The organism is Achromobacter agilis (genome assembly GCF_900496965.1).
GTDB lineage: Bacteria > Pseudomonadota > Gammaproteobacteria > Burkholderiales > Burkholderiaceae_B > Achromobacter > Achromobacter agilis.
Genome location: NZ_UFQB01000006.1, coordinates 156,784 through 176,736, shown reverse-complemented (window position 1 = coordinate 176,736; position 19,953 = coordinate 156,784). Strand labels below are relative to the sequence as shown.

Below are 19,953 nucleotides of genomic sequence, written 5' to 3'. Positions count from 1 at the left end.
CTCGGTGCAGCCACGGTGTTTTAGAGAATCGCGAACGTTGAGTTCGAATATTTCGGATGGAGTAATGCGTGGGCCGCCGCCATACTGCCCACGCGGAGGCGCACTGGCAGTCGCGCCACCCTCACGATAAGACTCCTGGAGACAAACCATGATCCGCAACATCCTACGACACGGCGCGCTCGGCGCGCTGCTCGTGAGCAGTCTGGCTGCGGGCGCCGCCCGCGCCGAATACCCCGACCACCCCGTCACCGTCGTCGTGGCCTTCGCGCCCGGCGGCATGACCGACATCGTTTCCCGCCTGCTGTCGGCCGAACTGGGCAAACGCTTCAATCAGACCTTCGTGGTCGAGAACAAGCCCGGCGCCGCGGGACAGGTAGGCACCGAACTGGTGGCCCGCCAGAAGAACGACGGCTATACGCTGCTCGTCAGCGCCACCGGCCACGTGATCGGCCCGGCGGTCAACGCCAAGGTGCGCTATGACCCGGTCAAGGACTTCGAGCCCATCTCCATTCTTGCGCGCGCGCCGAACCTGCTGGTGGTCAACGCGAGCCTGCCCATCAAGACCATCCCCGAATTCCTCAGCTGGGGCAAGTCGCAACCGGGAGTGCCCTACGGCTCGGCAGGCTTCGGCGGCTCTACCCACCTGGGCGGGGAATGGCTGAAGAAGATCACGGGCGTGCCGATGGAGCACGTGCCCTACAAGGGCGCGTCGCCGGCCACCAACGCGGTCGTGTCCGGCGAACTCAAGGTCGCCGTGCAGGATGCGATGAGCGTGGCGCCCTTCATCAAATCGGGCCAGCTCCGTCCCATCGGCGTCGCCAGCGCCGAACGCAGCAAGCTGTTCCCGGACCTGCCCACGTTCGCCGAATCGGGAGCGCCGGGCCTGGACGTCTACACCTGGCTGGGCTTCTACGCCCCGGCGGGCACGGATCCGGCCATCGTGGCCAAGCTGAACGCGGCCACGAACGAAATCATGAACTCGCCCGAAATGGTGCAGCGGCTGGCCGGGCAGAACAGCGAGCCGCTGGGCCCCATGACGCCGAAGCAGGTGGCTGACTTCGTGGCGGGAGAAACGGCCAAGTGGCGCAACGTGGTCCAGACCACCGGCGTCAAGGTGGAGTGAGCCCCGCGGGCTCCTAGCCGTCCGAGGCCGGCGTGAGCGCCGCCCGCACGGCGAAGACCGCGTTGGCCTTGAGCATGACGCGGTCTTCCACTTGCAGCAGGCAGGTGGCGTAGATCAGGCGCCTGCCCTGCTTGTCGATCCGTACGTGCGCCTCGAGCCAGTCGCCCGGCTTCACCGGATTCAGGTATTCCACCGACATCTGCACCGTCACGACGGACACCTGCGCCTGCTGCGCGATGGTATGGCCCAGCGCGCTGTCGGCCAGGGTGGCCAGCAGCCCGCCATGGGCGATGGAGTGCATGTTGGTATGCGCCTGCCCCACGCGCAGGGCCAGGACGCTATCGGCGTCGCGCTTGTAGAGCGCGCCGAGCTCGGCCAGGTGCGTCATGAAGGGACTGCTCGGGCGCCAGGGCGCAAAACCGAAAGGAATGGAATCTGTCATGGCTGGGGCCAAGGTTTAGGGAAATTACAGTATCGCAAAGAAGGCCGCGGCCGGCATGTCGTCGGGCGCGGCCTTGGCCATGGCGCGGACGCGTCAGAATGCCGTGGCGCCCTGCTCCACCAGCCGCTCGAGCAGCGGCGCCGGCTTCCAATGCTCGCCGTGCTCGTGCCGCAGGGCGCGGATTTTCTCCAGCGTCGCCGCCAGTCCCAGGGTCTGCGCATGGAACATCGGGCCGCCGCGCGCGCCCGGAAAGCCGTAGCCATGGACATAGACCACGTCCACGTCGGAGGCGCGCTGCGCGATGCCTTCCTCGATGATCAGCGCGCCTTCGTTGACCAGCGCCAGCATGCAGCGCTCGACGATCTCCTCGTCGCTTACCGGCCTGCGCACGATCCCGGCCTCGCGCGCGCAGTCTTCGATGATGCCGTCGACGACGGGATCCGGCAGCGGCTGGCGGCTGCCCGGCTCGTACCGGTAATAGCCGGCCTGAGTCTTCTGGCCGAAACGGCCCAGTTCGCAGATGCGGTCCGCGACCTTGGAATAGCGCAAGTGCGCGGGCCGCGTGGGCGCCAGCCGCTTGCGCGTGGCCCAATTGATGTCCATGCCGGCCAGGTCGGCCATGGCCAGCGGCCCCATAGCCATCCCGAAGCGAGTCAGGGCGCCGTCGATCTGCTGCGGGCTGGCCCCCTCTTCAAGCAAGAAGCCCGCCTCGCGCCAATAGCCCGTCAGCATGCGGTTGCCGACGAAACCCTCGCATACCCCCACCAGCACGGGAATCTTGCCGATCTTCTGCGCCACGGCCATGCAGGTGGCGATGACATCGGCGCCGGTGCCGGCGCCTCGCACCACCTCAAGCAGCTTCATGACGTTGGCCGGGCTGAAGAAATGCAGCCCGATCACCGCCTCGGGGCGCACCGTGCAGGCCGCGATCTCATCGATATTCAGGCGCGAGGTATTGGTGGCCAGGATCGCGCCGGCCTTGCATACGGCATCCAGTTGCCGGAACACGGCCTGCTTGACGGCCATGTCCTCGAACACTGCCTCGATGACGAGGTCGGCCTGCCCGAGGTCCTGGACGTCCAGGCTGGGGGCAATGCGCGCCATCCGCGCCTCGACTCCAGCGGCGTCGAGCTTGCCCTTGGCGGCGGTGATCTCGTAGTTCTTGCGGATCAGCGCCACACCGCGGTCCAGCGCCGCCTGATCGCGCTCGTACAGCGTCACGGGATAGCCCGCGTTGGCAAACGCCATGGCGATGCCGCCGCCCATGGTGCCGGCACCCAGAATGCCCACGCGCCCGATCTGGCCGGCGCGGCCGCCGCCGGAAACGCGCGGCGCTTCCTTTTCGGCGAAGAACAGATGGCGCAGCGCCTTCGAGGCATCGCCCTCGACCAACGCGTCGAACAGCCGGCGCTCTTCGTCCAGGCCGGGCTCGATCGGCAGCCGTGTCGCGGCCTCGACGCAGTCGATTGCGGCGCGCTGCGCAATCGCGTTGCGGGCCTTGGGGTTGAGCCGCGCGCGCGTCGCGGCGAAATCCACGCCGTCCGCGTTCAGGGCGCGGCGCGAGGCGACCGGATGCGAACCCTGCGCGGCGCGTTCCAGGGCATAGGGCAGCGCGAACGCCAGCAGATCGCCTTCGGCGATCGCATCCACCAAGCCCGCGGCCAGCGCGGCCCCTGCGTCCAGCGGCTTGCCGGTATGGATCATGTCGAGCGCGGGCATCACGCCGATCAGCCGCGGCAGGCGCTGAGTGCCGCCCCCGCCCGGCACCAGGCCAAGGTTCACCTCGGGCAATGCCAGCCTGGAACCCGCTTGGGCGACGCGGTAATGGCACCCCAGGGCCAATTCCAGGCCACCGCCGAGCGCAAAGCCGTGAATGGCGGCCACCACCGGCTTGCCGGAGGCTTCGATGGCCGCGATCACGTCGCGCAGCATAGGCTTGGCGGTCGCCGCCGGGGTGTTGAACTGGCGGATATCGGCGCCGCCGCAGAAGGCCTTGCCAGCGCCGGCAATAACGATGGCGTCTACCGCGGCATCGGATTGCGCGAGGGCCAGTCCTTCATGGATACCGCGGCGCACGGTGTCGCCCAGCCCGTTGACTGGCGGATTGTCGAGGAAGATCACCGCGACACGCCCGTGGAGGGCATAGCGGACGGTGTTGGAAAGATCGCGGGACGGCGAGGTAGCGGTCAGACTCATGGTGAACCCTTTCGGCGGCGCGGCTCAGGCCGTCACCAGCCGCTGATAACGGTTGAGGTGGTGGCGGGTATCGCCCAACGTGTATTCGATGGCCAGCAGGCGCTTGACGTAGTGCCCCACGGGAAGCTCGTCGGTCATGCCCATGCCGCCATGCAACTGAATGCTCTGCTGGCCGATGTAACGAGCCGCCGTGCCGCAACTGGCCTTGGCGGCCGACACCAGGCGGGCGCGCCGGCGCGCGTCGGACGGATCCACGCCAGCGGCCAGCCAGGTCAGCGAGCGCGCCTGCTCCAGCGCCAGCAGCATGTCGACCAGCCTGTGCTGCACGGCCTGGAAGCGGCCCAGCGGCTGGCCGAACTGGCGGCGATCGGCCACGTGGTCGCGGGTGGCGTTCAGAAGCGCCTGCATGGCGCCCAGGGCTTCCGCGCACAACGCAACGCGCGTCGCGTCGGCCGCTTGTTCCAGGGCCTCGCCCGCCAGTCCCAGGCGGGCGTCCGCGTCGACACGGCAATCCTTCAACACGATGTCCGCGTAGGGGCGGCCGTCCAGGCCGGGCGCGCCGCTGCGTTGCAGCCCGGCCGCCCCGGCCTCGATCAGGAACACCGCCATCCCGTCGGCGTCTCTTGCCGTGACCAGCAATTGATGGGCGCCCGCGCCGTAGGGAACATGCCGCTTGGCGCCGTTCAGCACCCAGCCGCCGCCCTGGCGTTCGGCCGTCGCGCAGGGCCCGTCCAGCGGCCAATCCGAATCCGGCTCGGCATGGGCCAGCAATGGCGCCGCCCCCTGCGCGATGCCTGCCAGCAGGGCGCGAGCCCGTTCGCTGTCCGGCAGGCGCGACAGCAGTTGGCCGCAGAGCAGCGCGCTGGCGTCGTACGGTTCGACCACCAGGTGGCGGCCGAAGCGCTGCATCAGCACGCACAGGTCGCCCAGCCCGGCATCCATGCCGCCCGCCGATGCTGGCAGCCCCAGTCCGAGCAACCCCATGTCCGCGAAAGCGCGCCAGTGCGGCGAGGCCGCCGGATCCGCATCCGCGGGCTGCGCCGCCCGGGCGGCGGGCAGCGGGTACTCCCCTTGCAGATACCGTCCGACGGCGTCGTCGAGCGCACGCTGGTCTTCCGTGTAGTCGTCGGCTTCGCCCAGCGCGAGCTTGGAAATGATGTTCTTCTGAACCTCGTCCGTTCCGCCGTAGATCGAGATCTTGCGCAGGTTGAGATAGAAGCCGGGCATGGCTTCGAGCTCCTGCTCCGGAGTCGGGCCGCCTTGCGCGTAGCCGCGCTCCAGCGCCGCCGGGCAATAGGCGAGCCCATGCGTGCCGGCGGTGTCGACCAGCGCCTCGCTAATGCGCTGCGCCAGCGTGGATCCCAGGTATTTCAGGATTGAAGCTTCCGCGCCATGTCCGGCGCCACGCTGGTCGCGCGCGATCAGCCGCAGATTGGTCTGCTCCAGCGCCAGCGTATCGATCTCCAGCTGCGCCAGCCGGTGCGCGAACACCGGATCTTCGGCCAGCGGCCGGCCGTCGACCTTGCGCTGGGCCGCCAGCCGTTGCAGGTGGCCCAGCTCGCGCTTGGCGCGCCCGACCCGCGCCGCGCCGAAGCGTTCGTGCGACAGCAGGTATTTTGCGTAGGTCCAGCCCCGGTCCTCCTCGCCGATCAGGTGCGATGCCGGCACCACCACCTCGTCCAGGAAGACCTCGTTGATCTCCTCGCCGCCGTCCAGCGTCCGGATCGGCCGCAGCGACACGCCGGGACTGCGCATGTCGATGAGCAGGAAGGAAATGCCCTCCTGCGCCTTGGCGTCGGGGTTGGTACGGGCCAGGCAGAACATCATGTCGGCGTACTGGGCGTAGGTGGTCCAGGTTTTCTGGCCGTTCACCACGAAGGTATCGCCTTCGCGGCGTGCCCTGGTGGCCAGCGAAGCCAGGTCGGACCCGGCGCCCGGCTCGGAATAGCCCTGGCACCACCAATCCTGCCCGCTCAGAATGCGCGGCAGGAAGTGGCTTTTCTGCCAGGCAGAGCCGTAGGCCATGATGACGGGCGCCACCATGCGCAGCCCGAAAGGCACGGTTTCCGGCGCGCCTTCCAGGGCGCACTCTTCGTCGAACACATTGCGCTGCCCGATGCTCCAGCCGGCGCCCCCGTGCTCGGGTGGCCAGTTTGGCGCGGCCCAGCCGCGTTCGTGCAGAATGCCCTGCCACCGCAGGAAATCCTGCTTGTCCAGCCGCTGGTGGTCCATCACCTTGCGCCGGAGGTCGGCCGGCAGGCGCTCGCGCAGGAACGCGCGGACCTCGCCGCGGAAATCGTCGAGCGAAACGTCAGGCGGCATCGAGAAGATCCTCCGCGAAACGCAGCGGCGCATCGGTCGCGGCCTGCAGGGCCTCGCGCGTCAGGCCGGGCGCCATGCCGCGCACCAGGAAGCCCTGGGGCGTCACGTCCAGCGTCGCGAGATCGGTGTAAACGCGGTCCACGCAGGCCGCGCCCGTCAGAGGCAGATCGCATTGGCGGCGCAGCCTGGGCCGGCCGTCACGGGTCAGGTGCTCCATCAGTACGTGAACGCGCTTGGCGCCCACGGCCAGGTCCATGGCCCCGCCCACCGCGGCGGCCACGCCGGGCTGCCCGAGCGACCAGTTGGCCAGATCGCCCGTCTCGGACACCTGGTAAGCCCCCAGGATGCAATAGTCCAGGTGGCCGCCGCGCATCATGGCAAAGGAATCCGCATGGTTGAAGAAGCTGCCGCCCGCAGCCATGGCGACGTTCTGCTTGGCCGCGTTGGTCAGGTCCGGATCGACGGGATCGGCGTCCGTGCGGGCGCGCATGCCGAGGATGCCGTTCTCGCTGTGCACGATGACGCCGTGCTCCGACGTCCAGTGGTCCAGCGCCTTGACCGGCAGGCCGATGCCCAGGTTGACGTAGGAACCGGCGGGAATGTCGGCCGCCGCGCGGCGCGCGATGTCCTCGCGGGAATAGGGGTGGATCATTGCAGGGCTCCGGTCAATTGGGCGTCGGGGATGCGCAGCACGCGCTGCACGAAGATGCCGGGCGTGACGATGCGCTCCGGATCCAGGCCGCCGGTCTCTGTCAGCGCATGGACTTGGACGATGGCGGTGACGGCCGCCATGCACATCAGCGGGCCGAAGTTGCGTCCCGCCTTGCGGTAGACGAGATTGCCTATCGGGTCCGCGCAATAGGCCTTCACCAGCGCGTAATCGGCGTTCAGAGGCTCCTCGAACACATGGCCCACGCCCTTGATGATTCGCGTCTCCTTGCCTTCGGCCAGCAACGTGCCGTAGCCGGTGGGCGTGAAGAAGCCGCCCAGCCCCGAGCCCGCCGCGCGCAGGCGCTCGGCGAGCGTGCCCTGCGGCACGCATTCATATTCGATCTGCCCGTCGGCGTAGGCCGACTCGAAAGCCTGGGACTCCGCGCCGCGCGGATACGACGCGATAAGCTTGCGCACGCGGCCCAGCCGGATCAGGCGGGCCAGGCCGCTGTCGCGGGCGCCGCTGTTGTTGCACACCACGGTCAGGTCGCGGGCGCCGTGCTCCACCAGCGCGTCCAGCAGCTCGACCGGCTGGCCCGACAGGCCGAAGCCGCTGACCAGGACGGTGGCGCCGTCGGGGATGTCCCCCACGGCCTGCGCGGCGGAATCGATAGTCTTGTTCATCATGGCGTCCGTCACAAAGTATGGGAAAGAATGGCGGTGGCCTGGCTGGACAGCACGCCGCCGTTGCCGTGCACCAGCGCGACGTCGGCCTTGCTCACCTGGCGTTCCCCCGCTTCCCGCCGCAACTGCGTCACGGCCTCGATCACGAGGAAAATGCTGTACATGCCGGGATGCGTGAACGACAGCCCGCCGCCGTTGGTATTCATCGGCAGGTCGCCGCCCGGTTCGATGCGTCCGCCGCCGATGAACGCGCCGCCTTCGCCCTTGGCGCAGAAGCCCAGGTCTTCCAGGAAGAGGATGGGGTTGATGGTGAACGCGTCATAGAGTTCGACCAGGTCGATGTCGGCGGGCGTCAGGCCCGCCTCGGCGAACGCGGCCCGGCCGGAATCCACGGCGGGCGTGATGGTGACGTCCGGCATGCACGATATCTGGCGGTGCCAGTGCGCATGGCCCGTGCCCAGCACGTAGATGGGGCGCGGGTGGAGATCGCTCGCCCGGTCGGCCCGCGTGACCACGAACGCGCCCGCGCCATCGGTCACCAGGCAGCAGTCGCGCACGGTCAAGGGATCCGAAATCATCTTCGCGCCGAGCACGTCGTCGATCGTCAGGGGCGTGCGCAGGAAGGCGTCCGGATTCAGTTGCGCCCACTTGCGCGCCGCCACCGCCACCTCGGCCAGCTGCCGCCGCGTGGTGCCGTACTGGTGCATATGGCGCGCGGCCGCCAGGGCGTAGCTGGACACCGGGTTGAACGGTTTGTAGGGGTGCTCGTAGGGCTGCGGGTCCAGCGCGGCCCGCATCTGATTGATCTGCGTGCTGCTGGGCGCGCTGCGCGGGTTGGCGCCGTAGCAGACCAGCACGTGTTCGCACTGGCCGGCCTCGATGGCCATCGCCGCGATCTTCAGGTCGGCAATGAATGATGAGCCGCCGAACATAGTGCTGTCGGAAAAGCGCGGCCGTATGCCCAGGTACTCCGCCATCCGCATCACCCACCAGGGCGAGGTCAGGCTGGAGGTGATGATGCCGTCGATGTCCTGCATCTTCAGGCCGCTGGCGGTCACGGCCCGGTGGGACGCCTGCGCGATGATTTCCTGTTCGGAACGGCCCTGGCAATCGCCCAGCCCGGCCATGCCGGTTCCCAGGACGGCGATCGCGCCGCGATAGCTCCGGCTCATGCCCGTTCCTCCGGTTGCCCCGCGAATACCAGCAGCGGCGCGCCATCCACGGCGTCGATCCTGGCGCGGACCCGCTGGCCGATGCGTACCGCCTCCACGGGCATGTCCACGACGCGGCTCATCAGGCGCGGGCCTTCATCGAGGTCCACGAGGCACACGGTGTAGTCGCCGCCTTTGCTGCGCACGATGGTCGTGGAATAAACCTCGCCATGGCCGCTGGGCTCGACCCATCGCAGGGCGTCGGAGCCGCAATGCGGGCAGATCACTCTGGGATAGAAATGGTGCCGGGCGCAGGATTGGCATTGCGGGATGACGAAGCGGCCCTGCGCGAGCTGCTCGAAATAGTGGCGCTCGGCGCTGGACGCCGGCTCGTTTGCGGTGTTGGGCATGCTGATGTGTCCGCCCTGCGGGCAGCTGTCTCCGTTGTTATTCGATCCGGGCCTGACAAGGCCTGCGGCAGTGGAACGATTTTAGGAATGGGTCCCCCCCCCTTACCATCCGAAAGATTCGAAGGCTTCTTTCGGCATATTCGAAGCAGGCCCTGAGCCGCCCGCAAGTCGGAGTAAGATTTACGCGATAACAAGCACCCTTACATGGCAGGAGCACTAGAAGATGGCGAAAGTCGGCATGGTTGGAATTGGCCTCATGGGCCATGGCATCGCAAGCAATCTGGTCAAGCACGGTCACGCGCTGACAGTACTGGAGCACCCGGGCAACCAGCCTCTGGACGCGCTCAAGGCCGCCGGTGCGGCCAGCGTCGCCGATGGCGCCACGCTGGCCGCGCAGTCCGACGTAATCATCCTGTGCGTCACCGGCAGCCCGCAGGTCGAAGCCGTGCTGCTGTCGCCGGGCGGCGTGCTGGAAGGCATCCGCCCCGGCACGGTCATCATCGATTGCTCCACCGCCATCCCCTCCTCCACCGTGAAGGTGGCGCAGGCGGTTACCGAAGCCGGTGGCCGCTTCCTGGACGCGCCGATGACGCGCACCCCGAAAGAGGCCGCCGAAGGCCGGCTCAATCTGCTGGTCGGCGGCGAACCCGCCCTGTTCGAGGAGTGCAAGCCGCTGCTGGCCTGCTTTGCCGAAAACATCACGCACGCCGGCCCTGTCGGCGCCGGCCACCGCATGAAGCTGCTGCACAACTACGTGTCGCTGGGCGTGGTCGCCCTGCTGTCGGAAGCCGCGGCCTGCGCGTTGCGCGCGGATATCGATCCCGCCGTGTTCGCCGATGTGCTGACCAAGGGCGGCGGCGGCGGCGTGGCGCTGGAGCGCATCAAGCCCTATCTGCTGGAGCAGGACCCGTCATCGCTGCGGTTCTTCATGTCGAACGCGCAGAAAGACCTGTCCTACTACAACACCATGGCCGCCGAGACGGGCGCGGTGCGGGAAATCGGCGCGGCCGTGCAGCACACCTTCGACCAGGCCGTAACGCAGGGCGGCGGAGAACGCTACGTGCCCGAACTGGTGTCGCTGCTGAAAGACCGCTAGCCGGATCAGTTGCCGCCGGCGGCGGCCACCTGCCCGCGCGGCAGGCCTCGCCCGGGCAGGCGCAGGGAAATCAGCGCCGCCGCCAGCAGCAGCACCCCGGCCGAACCGAAGGCGACCCAATGCGTGCCGAAGGCCTCGAAGGCCCATCCGCCCAGCCATGAACTGATCATGCCGCCCACCTGGTGCCCCAGGTAGGCCAGGCCGTACAGCACCCCTACCAGACGGATGCCATAGACGTCGGCCAGGATCGCGGACGACAGGGCGATGCTGCCGGCCCACACGACGCCGCCGATGGTGGCCGCGGCGTAGAGCTCCCAATGCGCGCCCACCATGACCAGCGCGAAGAACCCCAGCCCCCGCACCAGGTAGATGGTGGCGAGAATATTGCGGCGCTCGACCTGGTCGGACAGCCGGCCCAGGACCAGCGTGCTGAAGATCGCCACCAGGCCGATCAGGCCGATGCCCAGCGAACTGGTGGTGGCGTCGAAGCCGTGGTCCATCAGCATCGGCACCCCATGCGTGCCCAGCAGATTCATGCTGAACCCACAGGCGAACAGCCCCAGCGCCACCTGCCAGAACGGCAGCGAACGCAGGGCAGCGCGCACATTGGGCGCGGCTTGCCTGGAAGCGGGCTTGGCGCCTCGCGTCTTGCCCACGATCTGGTGAGGCAGCAGGTCCGTGTGCTCAGGGGCCTCGTCGCGCATGACGAAAAGCGCCATCGGCACCGTCAGCAGGGCAAACAGCACCGAGAACCCCACCAGCGTTTCCTTCCACCCCACCGCGGAGATGGAGAAGGTCAGCGCGGGTGTCATCAGCGCGATGCCGGCCATGGACCCGGTGGACAGGAAGAACAGCGCCATACCGCGCTGGCGCGTGAACCAGCGGCTGATCACCGGCGTCAGCGCCACCGGGCTGGTGAATGCCAGGCCGATCGACAGGGCCACGCCGAAGGACAGCAGGAACTCGATGGGCCCGCTGGCGAATACAGCCCAGATGGACGATGCGACGACGATGGCCGTCCCCGCGAGCAGCACGAAGCGCGTTCCCTGCGTGTTGACCAGGTATCCCGCCACCGGCATGCCCAGGCCATAGCAAAGCATGCCGACCGCCACGATGCCGGACAGTGTGCTGCGCGTGAAGCCCATGCTTTCCGCCATGGGCAGGAAGAACGGCCCGATGCTCATGCGCAGGCCGACGGTCAACAGGGTGAGTACCGCAGCGGCGCCTACGATATTCCAGCCGAAATACCAGCCGCCCGACTCTTGCTTGTCCACGTGTGCTTCTCCTCGATATCTTCTTTGTGGCCGCTTGCGCGCCCGGCTTCGTGAACGAGGCCGGAAGCGCGCGCAAGGGCGCAGCTGACGGCAAGCGGGAAGGACAAGACGCGAATCGGCTTTTTTTCCGGCGGCCACCGACCGCCGGACGCGTCATATTACTCCCCGCTATATGCGGAAAAGAGGGAGGCCGCCAAAACCTGTTCGGTGAACGGCCACCCAGGCTGGCGCGGCGCAGTATATTGCCCACACTCGTAGCACTCGAAACAAGCCGTGACACCCAAGACATCGATGTTCGCCCTGTCGCGCCAGGAAATCGCCCTGGTGCTGGTCACCATGCTGTGGGGAAGCACCTTCCTCATCATCCATATCGCCATGCAGCATAGCGGACCGCTGTTCTTCGTAGGCGTGCGCTTCACCATCGCGGGCGGCATGGCGCTGCTGCTGTTCCGCAAGCGCATGGCGGCGATTACCCGCCGCGAGATCGGCGCCGGCATCGCCATCGGCAGCGCCTTGTTCCTGGGCTACTTCCTGCAGACCTACGGATTGCAGACCATCTCCAGCAGCCAGTCGGCCTTCATCACCGCGCTGTACGTACCCATCGTGCCGTTGCTGCAATGGGCCGTATTGAAGAAGCCGCCCGGCCTGATGAGCTGGGTGGGCGTGGCGCTGGCCTTCACCGGCCTGATCCTGCTGGCCGGCCCGCAGGCCGGCGCCCTGAGCTTCAGCGCGGGCGAAGCCGCGACGCTGGCCGGGGCGGCCGCCATCGCCGCTGAAATCATCCTGATCGGCCTGTTCGCCAAGTCGGTGGACAGCCGCCGCGTCACCGCCGTGCAGCTGCTGACGGCGGGCCTGATCTCTTTCGCCCTGATGCCGCTCATGGGGGAATCCGTGCCCGCGTTCTCGTGGCTGTGGGCCGGCGCGGCCATCGGCCTGGGGCTGGCCAGCGCCATCATCCAGCTGACCATGAACTGGGCGCAGAAGTCCGTCTCGCCCACGCGAGCCACCGTCATCTACGCGGGCGAACCCGTGTGGGGAGGCATCGTGGGACGCCTGGCCGGCGACCGGCTGCCGGCGCTTGCGCTGGTAGGCGCCGGCCTCATCGTCGCCGGCGTCCTCGCCAGCGAGGCCAAGTTCTCCCGCAGGAAAAAGCCGCGGACCGCCGCGCCGGGCACGGAAGGCGCCGGCTGACTAGCGCGCCAGGCGCGCGATCAGGTCGGCCTGCCCGGGATATTGGCGCCGAAGCTCGCTGGCGTCGGCCAGCTCGAACTCACTGAATTCGAAGCCGGGCGCGACGGTGCAGCCGGCCAGCGCATAGCCGTCCGGTTCGGCCAGCTCGGCGGCGAACCAACTGCCGGCCGCCACGACGGCCTGGAACTCGGCGCCCGCGTCCTCCAGCGTGTTGCCCAGCCGCAGGCACTGGTAGCCGCCGCCAGGCGCCAGCACATGGACATGCAGCGGCGAACCGGCATGGAAATGCCAAAGCTCGTCGGCGCGGATGCGGTGCCAAGTGGACCAGGCGCCGTCGCACAACAGGTAATAGATGGCGGTGCTGGCCGCCCGGCGTGCGCCGTCGGCGCGCACCACGGCGTCGGCTGACCGATAAGTTTCGCGGTAGTGGCCGCCTTCAGGGTGCGGCAACAGGTCCAAGCGGCGGATCAGGGTGGCGGCGGATTCGGTCATGGCGGGGCTCGGCTCGATGCGATGGCCCCAGTCTAAAGCAAGGCTGCCTGCCCTAGCCCGCCTGCTCCAGGAATGCCTGCAGGGCGGGCACGGTATTCAGCACGTGTTGCCGCATTGCCGCTTCGCAGCGCCCCGGGTCGCGCGTGCGCAAAGCGTCGATCAGTTCCTGGTGCGATTCGCGCACGCGCAGCACACGTCCGGGCTGGGCCGCCCACAGGCGCATATAGGGTTCGACGACGGAATGCAGTTCGGACAGCTGGCGCAGCAGGCGCGGCTGCTGGCAGAAACTACAGAGGTATTCATGGAATTCGCGGTGCGCGGTCGTCCAGTCCAGGTCCTCGCCTGGCCCCTGCTCCAGCAATTCCAGAGAGTTCGACAGGCGGCGGATGTGCTCGGCATTCATATGCAGCACCGCGTTGCGCATGGCCAGGCCTTCCAGCACCGAGCGCATTTCAAACACTTCCAGCATTTCCTGCTGGTTCAGGCCCCGCACCACCGCGCCGCGGTTGGCACGGATTTCGACCAGACCTTCGGAGGCCAGACGGCGCAGCGCGCCCCGCACCGGCATGCGGCTGGTGCCGATCTCGGCGGCCACGACCTCGGGCACCAGGCGCTGGCCGGGCGCGTAGCGCCCAAGCCGGATCTCCCGCTGCAGATGCAGGTATGCCTCGTCTTCGGCGCTCATCGCTGTCTTCTGAAATTGCAGCATCGTCGTCCCAACGCTAGGGCCAGCTCACATTAAGGAAGCCGCCATGATAGATAAATGTAAAAATAACACAAATTGGATCCAGTGATCCATGAATGCAAATACTAATGGTTGCCGGGCCACGCTTTGCGTCTAATCCTCCCCACGCTTTCCATAACGCGATCAAGGGGAATCCATGAAGTTCCGTTTCATCCAGGCGCTCGCAGGCGCCGCCGCCTTGGCCTTCGCGGCCCAGGCCGGCGCCCAGGCCACCGATTGGCCGCAGCATCCCGTACGCATCGTCGTGCCCTTCCAGGCCGGCTCCGCAACCGATTTGATCTCGCGCCAGCTGGGCGCGGCGCTGTCGACGGAACTGGGCCAGCCCTTTGTCGTGGAGGCGCGCCCGGGCGCCGCCGCCGCCATCGGCAGCGCCTCGGTCGCGCGCTCCGCGCCGGACGGCTACACGCTGCTGATGGGCGGCCCGGCCGCCATCGTGACCAACCGCTATCTGCAAAAGCGCCTGGCCTACGACCCCGACGCCTTCGAGCTGGTATCGATGGTGGCCTACACGCCCAACATCCTGCTGGCCAATCCGTCACAACCCTTCAAGACACTGCCGGAAATGGTCGCCTACGCCCGCGCCAATCCTGGCAAGCTCACCTATGCCTCGTTCGGCACCGGCACCACCTCGCACATGGCCGGCGAAATGCTCAAGTCCGTGGCCGGCATCGATATCCTGCACGTGCCCTACAAGGGCGCGGGCGAGGCTATCCCCGCGCTGCTGAGCGGCCAGGTGTCGATGTACTTCGACACCATCATGACGGGGCTGCCGCAAGCCAAGAGCGGCGCGCTGCTGGCGCTGGGCATGTCCAATTCCAAACGTTCGGCGCTGGCGCCCGACATCCCCACGATCGCTGAACAGGGCTACGCCGGCTACGACATCGCGCCCTGGTACGGCCTGGTGGCGCCCGAAGGCACGCCCGCCCCGGTGCTCGACAAGCTCAACCGCGCGGTCAACAAAGTGCTTGCCGATCCCGCGCTGCGCAGTAAGCTGGCGGAAACCGGCGCCGAGCCCCGTGGCGGCAGCCGCGAAGAATTCGCAGCCTTCATCAAGGCCGAAATCCCGCGCACCAAGCAGCTGATCGACCAGGCCGGCATCACCCCGCAGTAATTTTCCCGACGAGCTCCAGTACCCATGTCCTCCCCCTTCGATTGGTCTTTTCCCTACGCCTCCAAAAAAATGCCGGTCCTGGCCGCCAACGCGGTCGCGACCAGCCAGCCCCTGGCGGCGCAGGCCGGCCTGCGCATGCTGCTGGCCGGCGGCAACGCGGTCGACAGCGCTATCGCAACCGCGATCGCGCTGACGGTGCTCGAGCCCGTCATGAACGGCATCGGCGGCGACATGTTCGCGCTGGTCTGGCACGACGGCCGCCTGCATGGCCTGAATTCCAGCGGCTGCGCGCCCGCCGCGTGGACCCCGGAATACTTCGGCGGCCGCGACGCGATGCCCGCCACCGGCTGGGGAACGGTCACCGTGCCGGGCCAGGTGGCCGGCTGGAAGGCCTTGTCCGACCGCTTCGGCAAACTGCCTTTCGCCAAGCTGTTCGAACCCGCCATCGCCTACGCTGAAGAGGGCTTTGCGGTGTCGCCCACCATCGCCCGCCAATGGGCCACCCAGGCGCCCAAGCTGGCGCAGGAACCGGGCTTTTCCGCCGCCTTCCTGCCGCAGGGCCGTGCCCCGCAGGCCGGCGAGTGGTGGCGTTTCCCGGCGCAAGGCAAGACGCTGCGTGACATCGCCGAAAGCGGCGGCGAAAGCTTCTACCGTGGCGAACTCGCCCGCAAGATCTCGGACTTCGCCAGCCAGACCGGCGGCGCGCTCAGCGCCGCGGACCTGGCGGAACACCGCGCCGAATGGGTTACGCCCATCTCCCAGTCGTTCCGCGGCTACGAGCTGCACGAGATCCCGCCGAACGGCCAGGGCATTTCGGCGCTGATGGCGCTGGGCATGCTGGAGCAATTCGACCTGGAGAGCATGGGCCGCGACAGCGCCGACTACTACCACGTCAGCATCGAAGCCATGAAGCTGGCCTTCGCCGACCTGCACCATCACGTCGCCGATCCGCGCCACATGCGCACCGACGCCAACGCGTTGCTGGACCGTTCCTACCTGGCCGAACGCGCGCGCCAGATCTCCATGGACCGCGCCAGCGTGCCGGTGGCGGGCACGCCGGCCACCGGCGGCACGGTGTACCTGACCGCGGCCGACGCCGATGGCACCATGGTGTCTTTCATCCAGTCCAACTACCACGGCTTCGGCTCCGGCGTCGTCGTGCCGGACACCGGCATCAGCCTGCACAACCGCGGCCTCAATTTCGTGCTCACGCCCGGCCACGTCAATCAGGTCGCGCCGCGCAAGAAGCCGATGCACACCATCATCCCCGCGTTCGTCACGCGCGGCGGCCAGCCCTTGATGTCATTTGGCGTCATGGGCGGCTCGATGCAGGCGCAAGGGCACATGCAGATGGTCACGCGCCTTGCGGCGTTCGGCCAGAACCCGCAGGCCATGAGCGATGCCCCACGCTTCCGCGTGGAAAAGGGCCCGGTCGTGAACGTGGAATCGCACTTGCCCGCGGATGTGGTCGATGCCTTGCGCGCCCGCGGCCACAATGTCGCGGTGGCGCCCGCCGACAGCCTGGAATTCGGCTCCGCGCAACTGATCTGCCGCCTGCCCCAGGGCGGCTACGTGGCCGCGTCGGATTCGCGCCGGGACGGCCAAGCCGTCGGTTTCTGAGGCAAGGCCGGTCCGGCACGCGCCGGGCCGGACCGTCGTCAGACGGCCGGATCCTGTCCGTCCTTTACGCCGCCCGGCGAATGCGGATGGCCCTGCTCGTGCCGAGCATCCACCATGGCAAGAAGCGGAGTCCCACGCGGGCGTTCGCGATCTACACTGGATCCGTACCCACGAGTATCCGGTAAAAGACCATGAAATCCAGCGTTTCTCCCGCCATGCACAGTATCGAGGAGCGGGATTGGGAAGCCATCGGCCGGTCGCTCGACCGCCATGGCAACGCCCTGCTGCCCGAACTGCTCAACCCCGCGCAATGCCGCGCGCTGGCGGCGCTGTACCCGCGCGAAGATTGCTACCGTTCCCGCGTCGTCATGGCACGTCACGGCTTCGGCCGCGGCGAGTACAAGTATTTTTCCTACCCGCTTCCCGCGTTGATCGACACCCTGCGCCACGCGCTCTATGCCCGTCTCGCGCCGCTCGCCAATCGCTGGAACCGCGAGCTGGGCATGGACCTGCAATACCCCGGTACGCTGGATGCGTTCCTGGCGCGCTGCCACCTCGCCGGCCAGCGTCGCCCCACGCCCCTGATCCTCGAATATCACGAAGGCGACTACAACTGCCTGCACCAGGATTTGTACGGCGACCACATGTTTCCCTTGCAGACCGCCATCCTCCTGTCCGAACCGGGAAGGGACTTTACCGGCGGGGAATTCGTCATGACGGAAACCTCCTCGGGCGAGCAGATAGCGCAAGTGCTGCCGTTGCGCCAGGGCGACGCCCTGGTGTTCACCGTGAATCAACGCCCCGCCCCGGGCAGGCGAAGCGGCATGCGCAAAGTCGCAATGCGCCATGGCGTCAGCCGGCTCCTCAGCGGGCACCGGCATACGTTGGGCGTGATCTTCCATGACGCGCGCTGACACCATGCAGGCCGACCTGTTCCTGGAGCCCGCCTCCCGCGCCGAAAGCCCGATCCTCGTGGACATGGACGCGCCCATCATCGACCGCCTGGACTGGCCCGCCATCGCCGCGCGGCTCGACGCGGAGGGCTATGCCCTCCTGCCGCGATGGCTGGCCGCGGAACAGGCGCGCGCGCTGGGGCGGCTGGCCACCGGTCTCCGGCGCGCGCCATTGGCAAGCGGCCGATTGGGCCAGGGCGGCCTCCATTACCTGCCTGCCGAACTGCCTGCGCCCCTGGCGGCGTGGCGCGAGGCCCTCTACCGCCATCTCGCTCCCATCGCCAACGCCTGGAGCGCGCGGCTGGATTCCGCTTATCGCTACCCCGGCGAGCTGGCCGGATTTCTGCAGCGAGGCCAACAGGCCGGCCAGGCGCATGCGCTGTCGCATCTCAATCAGCTGGACGAAGACGGCTACGTGGCGCTGCACCAGCGCAACGATGGCGAACACGTGTTTCCCCTGCAATTGATCGCCCTGCTGTCCGAACCCGGCGAGGACTTCACGGGCGGCGAGTTCGTCATGACCGAGCAGCGCCCGCGCATGCAGTCGCGGCCCATGGTGCTGCCCTTGCGGCTCGGCGACGCCGCCCTCATCGCCACCGCGCACCGGCCTGTGCGCGGCGCCAGCGGCGATTACCGCGCCAATCTGAAGCACGCCATCAGCCGCGTGCGCAGCGGCAAGCGCGTCGGGCTGGAATTATCCTTCCACGACGCGCCCTAGATGGCTGGCGCAATTTCGCGCCTCAGTCCTCTTCGACGAACGCCTCTTCGCGCTTCTTGCGGATATTCGGCAGCGCCACCAGCACGACGAGCACCACCGCCGCGCCCAGCAGCGAGGCGGAGAGCGGCCGCTCCACGAAGGTCGTGAAGTCGCCGCGCGACAGCAGCAGGGCCCGGCGAAAATTCTCTTCCATCATGGGACCGAGGACCAGGCCGAGCAGCAGCGGCGCGCCTTCGCAGCGCAACTTGCTCCAGATGTAGCCCACCACGCCGAAGAAGGCGGTCATGTAGAGGTCGAAGGTGTTGTAGTTCAGCGAATACACGCCGATCGTGCAGAACACCAGGATCGCCGGGAACAGGATGCGGTAGGGAACCTTCAGCAGCTTGACCCAGAGCCCGACGAGCGGCAGGTTGAGTATGACCAGCATCAGGTTGCCGATCCACATCGATGCGACCAGGCCCCAGAACAGGTCGGGGTGGCTGGTCATGACTTGCGGACCCGGCTGGATGTTGTGGATGGTCATGGCGCCGACCATCAGCGCCATGACGGCATTGCCCGGAATCCCCAGCGTCAGCAGCGGAATGAACGAGGCCTGGGCGCCCGCGTTGTTGGCGGATTCAGGCCCCGCCAGGCCCGCCGGATGGCCCTTGCCGAAGCGCTCCGGCTCCCTCGATATCTTCTTCTCGAGCGTATACGAGGCAAAGGCAGAGAGCACGGAGCCGCCGCCCGGCAGGATGCCCAGCATTGACCCAACCGCGGTGCCGCGCACGATGGCGGGCGCCGCCTCGCGCATCTCTTGCTTGTTCGGATACAGCGAGCCCACCTTGTCCGTGATCTCGACGCGCTTGTCCTTCAGTTCAAGATTGCTCATGATCTCGGCGAAACCGAAGACCCCCATGGCGACGATGGCGAAGTTGATGCCGTCCTGCAGCTCCGGAATGCCGAAGTCATAGCGGGCCACGCCGGAATTGACGTCCGTGCCGACCAGCCCCAGCAGCAGTCCGAGCAGGATCATGCAGATCGCCTTGACCAGGGAGCCCGAAGCCAGCACCACCGCGCCGACCAGGCCCAGCGTCATCAGCGAGAAGTACTCCGCCGGGCCGAACTTGAACGCAACCTCGGCCAACGGCGGCGCGAACGCCGCGATGAGCATCGTGGCCACGGTGCCGGCGAAGAAGGAACCGATAGCGGCCAGCGACAACGCCGCGCCCCCGCGCCCGTTGCGCGCCATTTGATGGCCGTCCAGCACGGTAACCACGGCGGACGTTTCCCCTGGCAGGTTGACCAGGATGGCCGTGGTCGACCCGCCGTACTGCGTGCCATAGTAAATACCGGCCAGCATGATCAGGCCGGCCACCGGCGGCAACACATAAGTGATCGGCAGCAGCATCGCGATCGTGGGCACCGGCCCCAAACCCGGCAGCACGCCCACCAGCGTGCCCAGCACGCAGCCCAGCAGCGCATACAGCAGGTTTTCCGGCGTAAACGCGACCGAGAACCCCAACATGAGGTTATCTAACAGTTCCATCCCCGCTCCTTTTCTTGTCCGAACCATTTTTAAATAGATCGTAATGCGACATAAAAGACGGGGGAACCCGGGTTTTTACCAAGCGGGCGAGTATGGCGGCACCCGGCGGCACCGATGCGCGGCACGCCGTTTGCTGCGCGGAACCCGTCATCGCGCCCATCCGGAGGACCTTCATGCCGCGTACATCCGCATCCCCCCTTCCCGACGCCGGGGTCGGCGAATCCGGCCGGCCCGATCCGGTGCGCA

At 67.7% G+C, this 19,953-nt stretch carries 17 protein-coding genes and 2 pseudogenes; 7 read left to right on the top strand and 12 right to left on the bottom strand.

The window, feature by feature from the left end; genetic code table 11:
- Positions 1-148: 148 nt before the first annotated feature.
- Positions 149-1,123, top strand: coding sequence for a Bug family tripartite tricarboxylate transporter substrate binding protein (locus AGI3411_RS09805; RefSeq protein ID WP_129527181.1), 975 nt, complete (start codon positions 149-151; stop codon positions 1,121-1,123).
- 13 nt (positions 1,124-1,136) lie between these two features.
- Here AGI3411_RS09805 and AGI3411_RS09800 read toward each other — a convergent pair whose 3' ends face one another.
- The 8 genes and pseudogenes from AGI3411_RS09800 to AGI3411_RS09770 form a co-directional block, all read right to left on the bottom strand.
- The gene (locus AGI3411_RS09800; protein WP_129527180.1) at positions 1,137-1,565 is read right to left on the bottom strand and encodes a PaaI family thioesterase; all 429 of its coding nucleotides are present in this window, start codon (positions 1,563-1,565) and stop codon (positions 1,137-1,139) included.
- Between the two features lie 93 nt (positions 1,566-1,658).
- Positions 1,659-3,761, bottom strand: coding sequence for a 3-hydroxyacyl-CoA dehydrogenase NAD-binding domain-containing protein (locus AGI3411_RS09795; RefSeq protein WP_129527179.1), 2,103 nt, complete (start codon positions 3,759-3,761; stop codon positions 1,659-1,661).
- 24 nt (positions 3,762-3,785) lie between these two features.
- Positions 3,786-4,868 (bottom strand): annotated as a pseudogene (locus AGI3411_RS30365) (acyl-CoA dehydrogenase family protein); the annotation flags it as partial.
- Positions 4,869-4,895: 27 nt separating this feature from the next.
- Positions 4,896-6,083: pseudogene (locus tag AGI3411_RS30360) on the bottom strand (acyl-CoA dehydrogenase family protein); the annotation flags it as partial.
- A complete protein-coding gene (locus tag AGI3411_RS09785; RefSeq protein WP_129527177.1) occupies positions 6,073-6,735 on the bottom strand; it encodes a 3-oxoacid CoA-transferase subunit B in 663 nt (220 codons plus the stop codon). The gene AGI3411_RS09785 and the pseudogene AGI3411_RS30360, both read right to left, overlap by 11 nt.
- A complete protein-coding gene (locus AGI3411_RS09780) occupies positions 6,732-7,421 on the bottom strand; it encodes a 3-oxoacid CoA-transferase subunit A (protein ID WP_129527176.1) in 690 nt (229 codons plus the stop codon). Before AGI3411_RS09780 ends, AGI3411_RS09785 begins: the two co-directional genes overlap by 4 nt.
- An 8-nt stretch (positions 7,422-7,429) precedes the next feature.
- Positions 7,430-8,590, bottom strand: coding sequence for a thiolase (locus AGI3411_RS09775; protein WP_129527175.1), 1,161 nt, complete (start codon positions 8,588-8,590; stop codon positions 7,430-7,432).
- The gene (locus AGI3411_RS09770) at positions 8,587-8,979 is read right to left on the bottom strand and encodes a Zn-ribbon domain-containing OB-fold protein (protein ID WP_129527174.1); all 393 of its coding nucleotides are present in this window, start codon (positions 8,977-8,979) and stop codon (positions 8,587-8,589) included. Before AGI3411_RS09770 ends, AGI3411_RS09775 begins: the two co-directional genes overlap by 4 nt.
- A gap of 223 nt (positions 8,980-9,202) precedes the next feature.
- Here AGI3411_RS09770 and AGI3411_RS09765 point away from each other — a divergent pair, with 223 nt between their 5' ends.
- Positions 9,203-10,075 carry an NAD(P)-dependent oxidoreductase gene (locus tag AGI3411_RS09765; RefSeq protein ID WP_129527173.1) on the top strand — a complete coding sequence of 291 codons (873 nt, stop codon included), beginning with the start codon at positions 9,203-9,205 and terminating at the stop codon, positions 10,073-10,075.
- A 5-nt stretch (positions 10,076-10,080) separates the two neighbouring features.
- Here AGI3411_RS09765 and AGI3411_RS09760 read toward each other — a convergent pair whose 3' ends face one another.
- A complete protein-coding gene (locus AGI3411_RS09760; RefSeq protein ID WP_129527172.1) occupies positions 10,081-11,349 on the bottom strand; it encodes an MFS transporter in 1,269 nt (422 codons plus the stop codon).
- 291 nt (positions 11,350-11,640) lie between these two features.
- Here AGI3411_RS09760 and AGI3411_RS09755 point away from each other — a divergent pair, with 291 nt between their 5' ends.
- The gene (locus AGI3411_RS09755) at positions 11,641-12,540 is read left to right on the top strand and encodes a DMT family transporter (RefSeq protein WP_129527277.1); all 900 of its coding nucleotides are present in this window, start codon (positions 11,641-11,643) and stop codon (positions 12,538-12,540) included.
- On the opposite strand, the gene AGI3411_RS09750 is transcribed toward AGI3411_RS09755, so the two are convergent.
- Both AGI3411_RS09750 and AGI3411_RS09745 read right to left on the bottom strand, forming a co-directional pair.
- Complete coding sequence (locus AGI3411_RS09750; protein ID WP_129527171.1) at positions 12,541-13,032, bottom strand: cupin domain-containing protein; 492 nt, start codon at positions 13,030-13,032, stop codon at positions 12,541-12,543.
- 52 nt (positions 13,033-13,084) lie between these two features.
- On the bottom strand, positions 13,085-13,741 hold the full coding sequence (locus tag AGI3411_RS09745; protein WP_129527170.1) for a GntR family transcriptional regulator: 657 nt from the start codon (positions 13,739-13,741) through the stop codon (positions 13,085-13,087).
- Positions 13,742-13,913: 172 nt separating this feature from the next.
- Between AGI3411_RS09745 and AGI3411_RS09740 the strand changes: the two genes are divergently transcribed.
- From AGI3411_RS09740 to AGI3411_RS09725, 4 genes are all read left to right on the top strand, one after another.
- Complete coding sequence (locus tag AGI3411_RS09740) at positions 13,914-14,888, top strand: Bug family tripartite tricarboxylate transporter substrate binding protein (RefSeq protein WP_129527169.1); 975 nt, start codon at positions 13,914-13,916, stop codon at positions 14,886-14,888.
- Positions 14,889-14,912: 24 nt separating this feature from the next.
- Positions 14,913-16,508 carry a gamma-glutamyltransferase gene (gene ggt / locus AGI3411_RS09735; protein WP_129527168.1) on the top strand — a complete coding sequence of 532 codons (1,596 nt, stop codon included), beginning with the start codon at positions 14,913-14,915 and terminating at the stop codon, positions 16,506-16,508.
- A gap of 191 nt (positions 16,509-16,699) precedes the next feature.
- A complete protein-coding gene (locus AGI3411_RS09730; RefSeq protein WP_129527167.1) occupies positions 16,700-17,422 on the top strand; it encodes a 2OG-Fe(II) oxygenase in 723 nt (240 codons plus the stop codon).
- A 64-nt stretch (positions 17,423-17,486) separates the two neighbouring features.
- Complete coding sequence (locus tag AGI3411_RS09725) at positions 17,487-18,179, top strand: 2OG-Fe(II) oxygenase (protein WP_129527276.1); 693 nt, start codon at positions 17,487-17,489, stop codon at positions 18,177-18,179.
- Between the two features lie 22 nt (positions 18,180-18,201).
- On the opposite strand, the gene AGI3411_RS09720 is transcribed toward AGI3411_RS09725, so the two are convergent.
- The gene (locus tag AGI3411_RS09720) at positions 18,202-19,707 is read right to left on the bottom strand and encodes a tripartite tricarboxylate transporter permease (RefSeq protein WP_129527166.1); all 1,506 of its coding nucleotides are present in this window, start codon (positions 19,705-19,707) and stop codon (positions 18,202-18,204) included.
- Positions 19,708-19,953 lie beyond the last annotated feature (246 nt).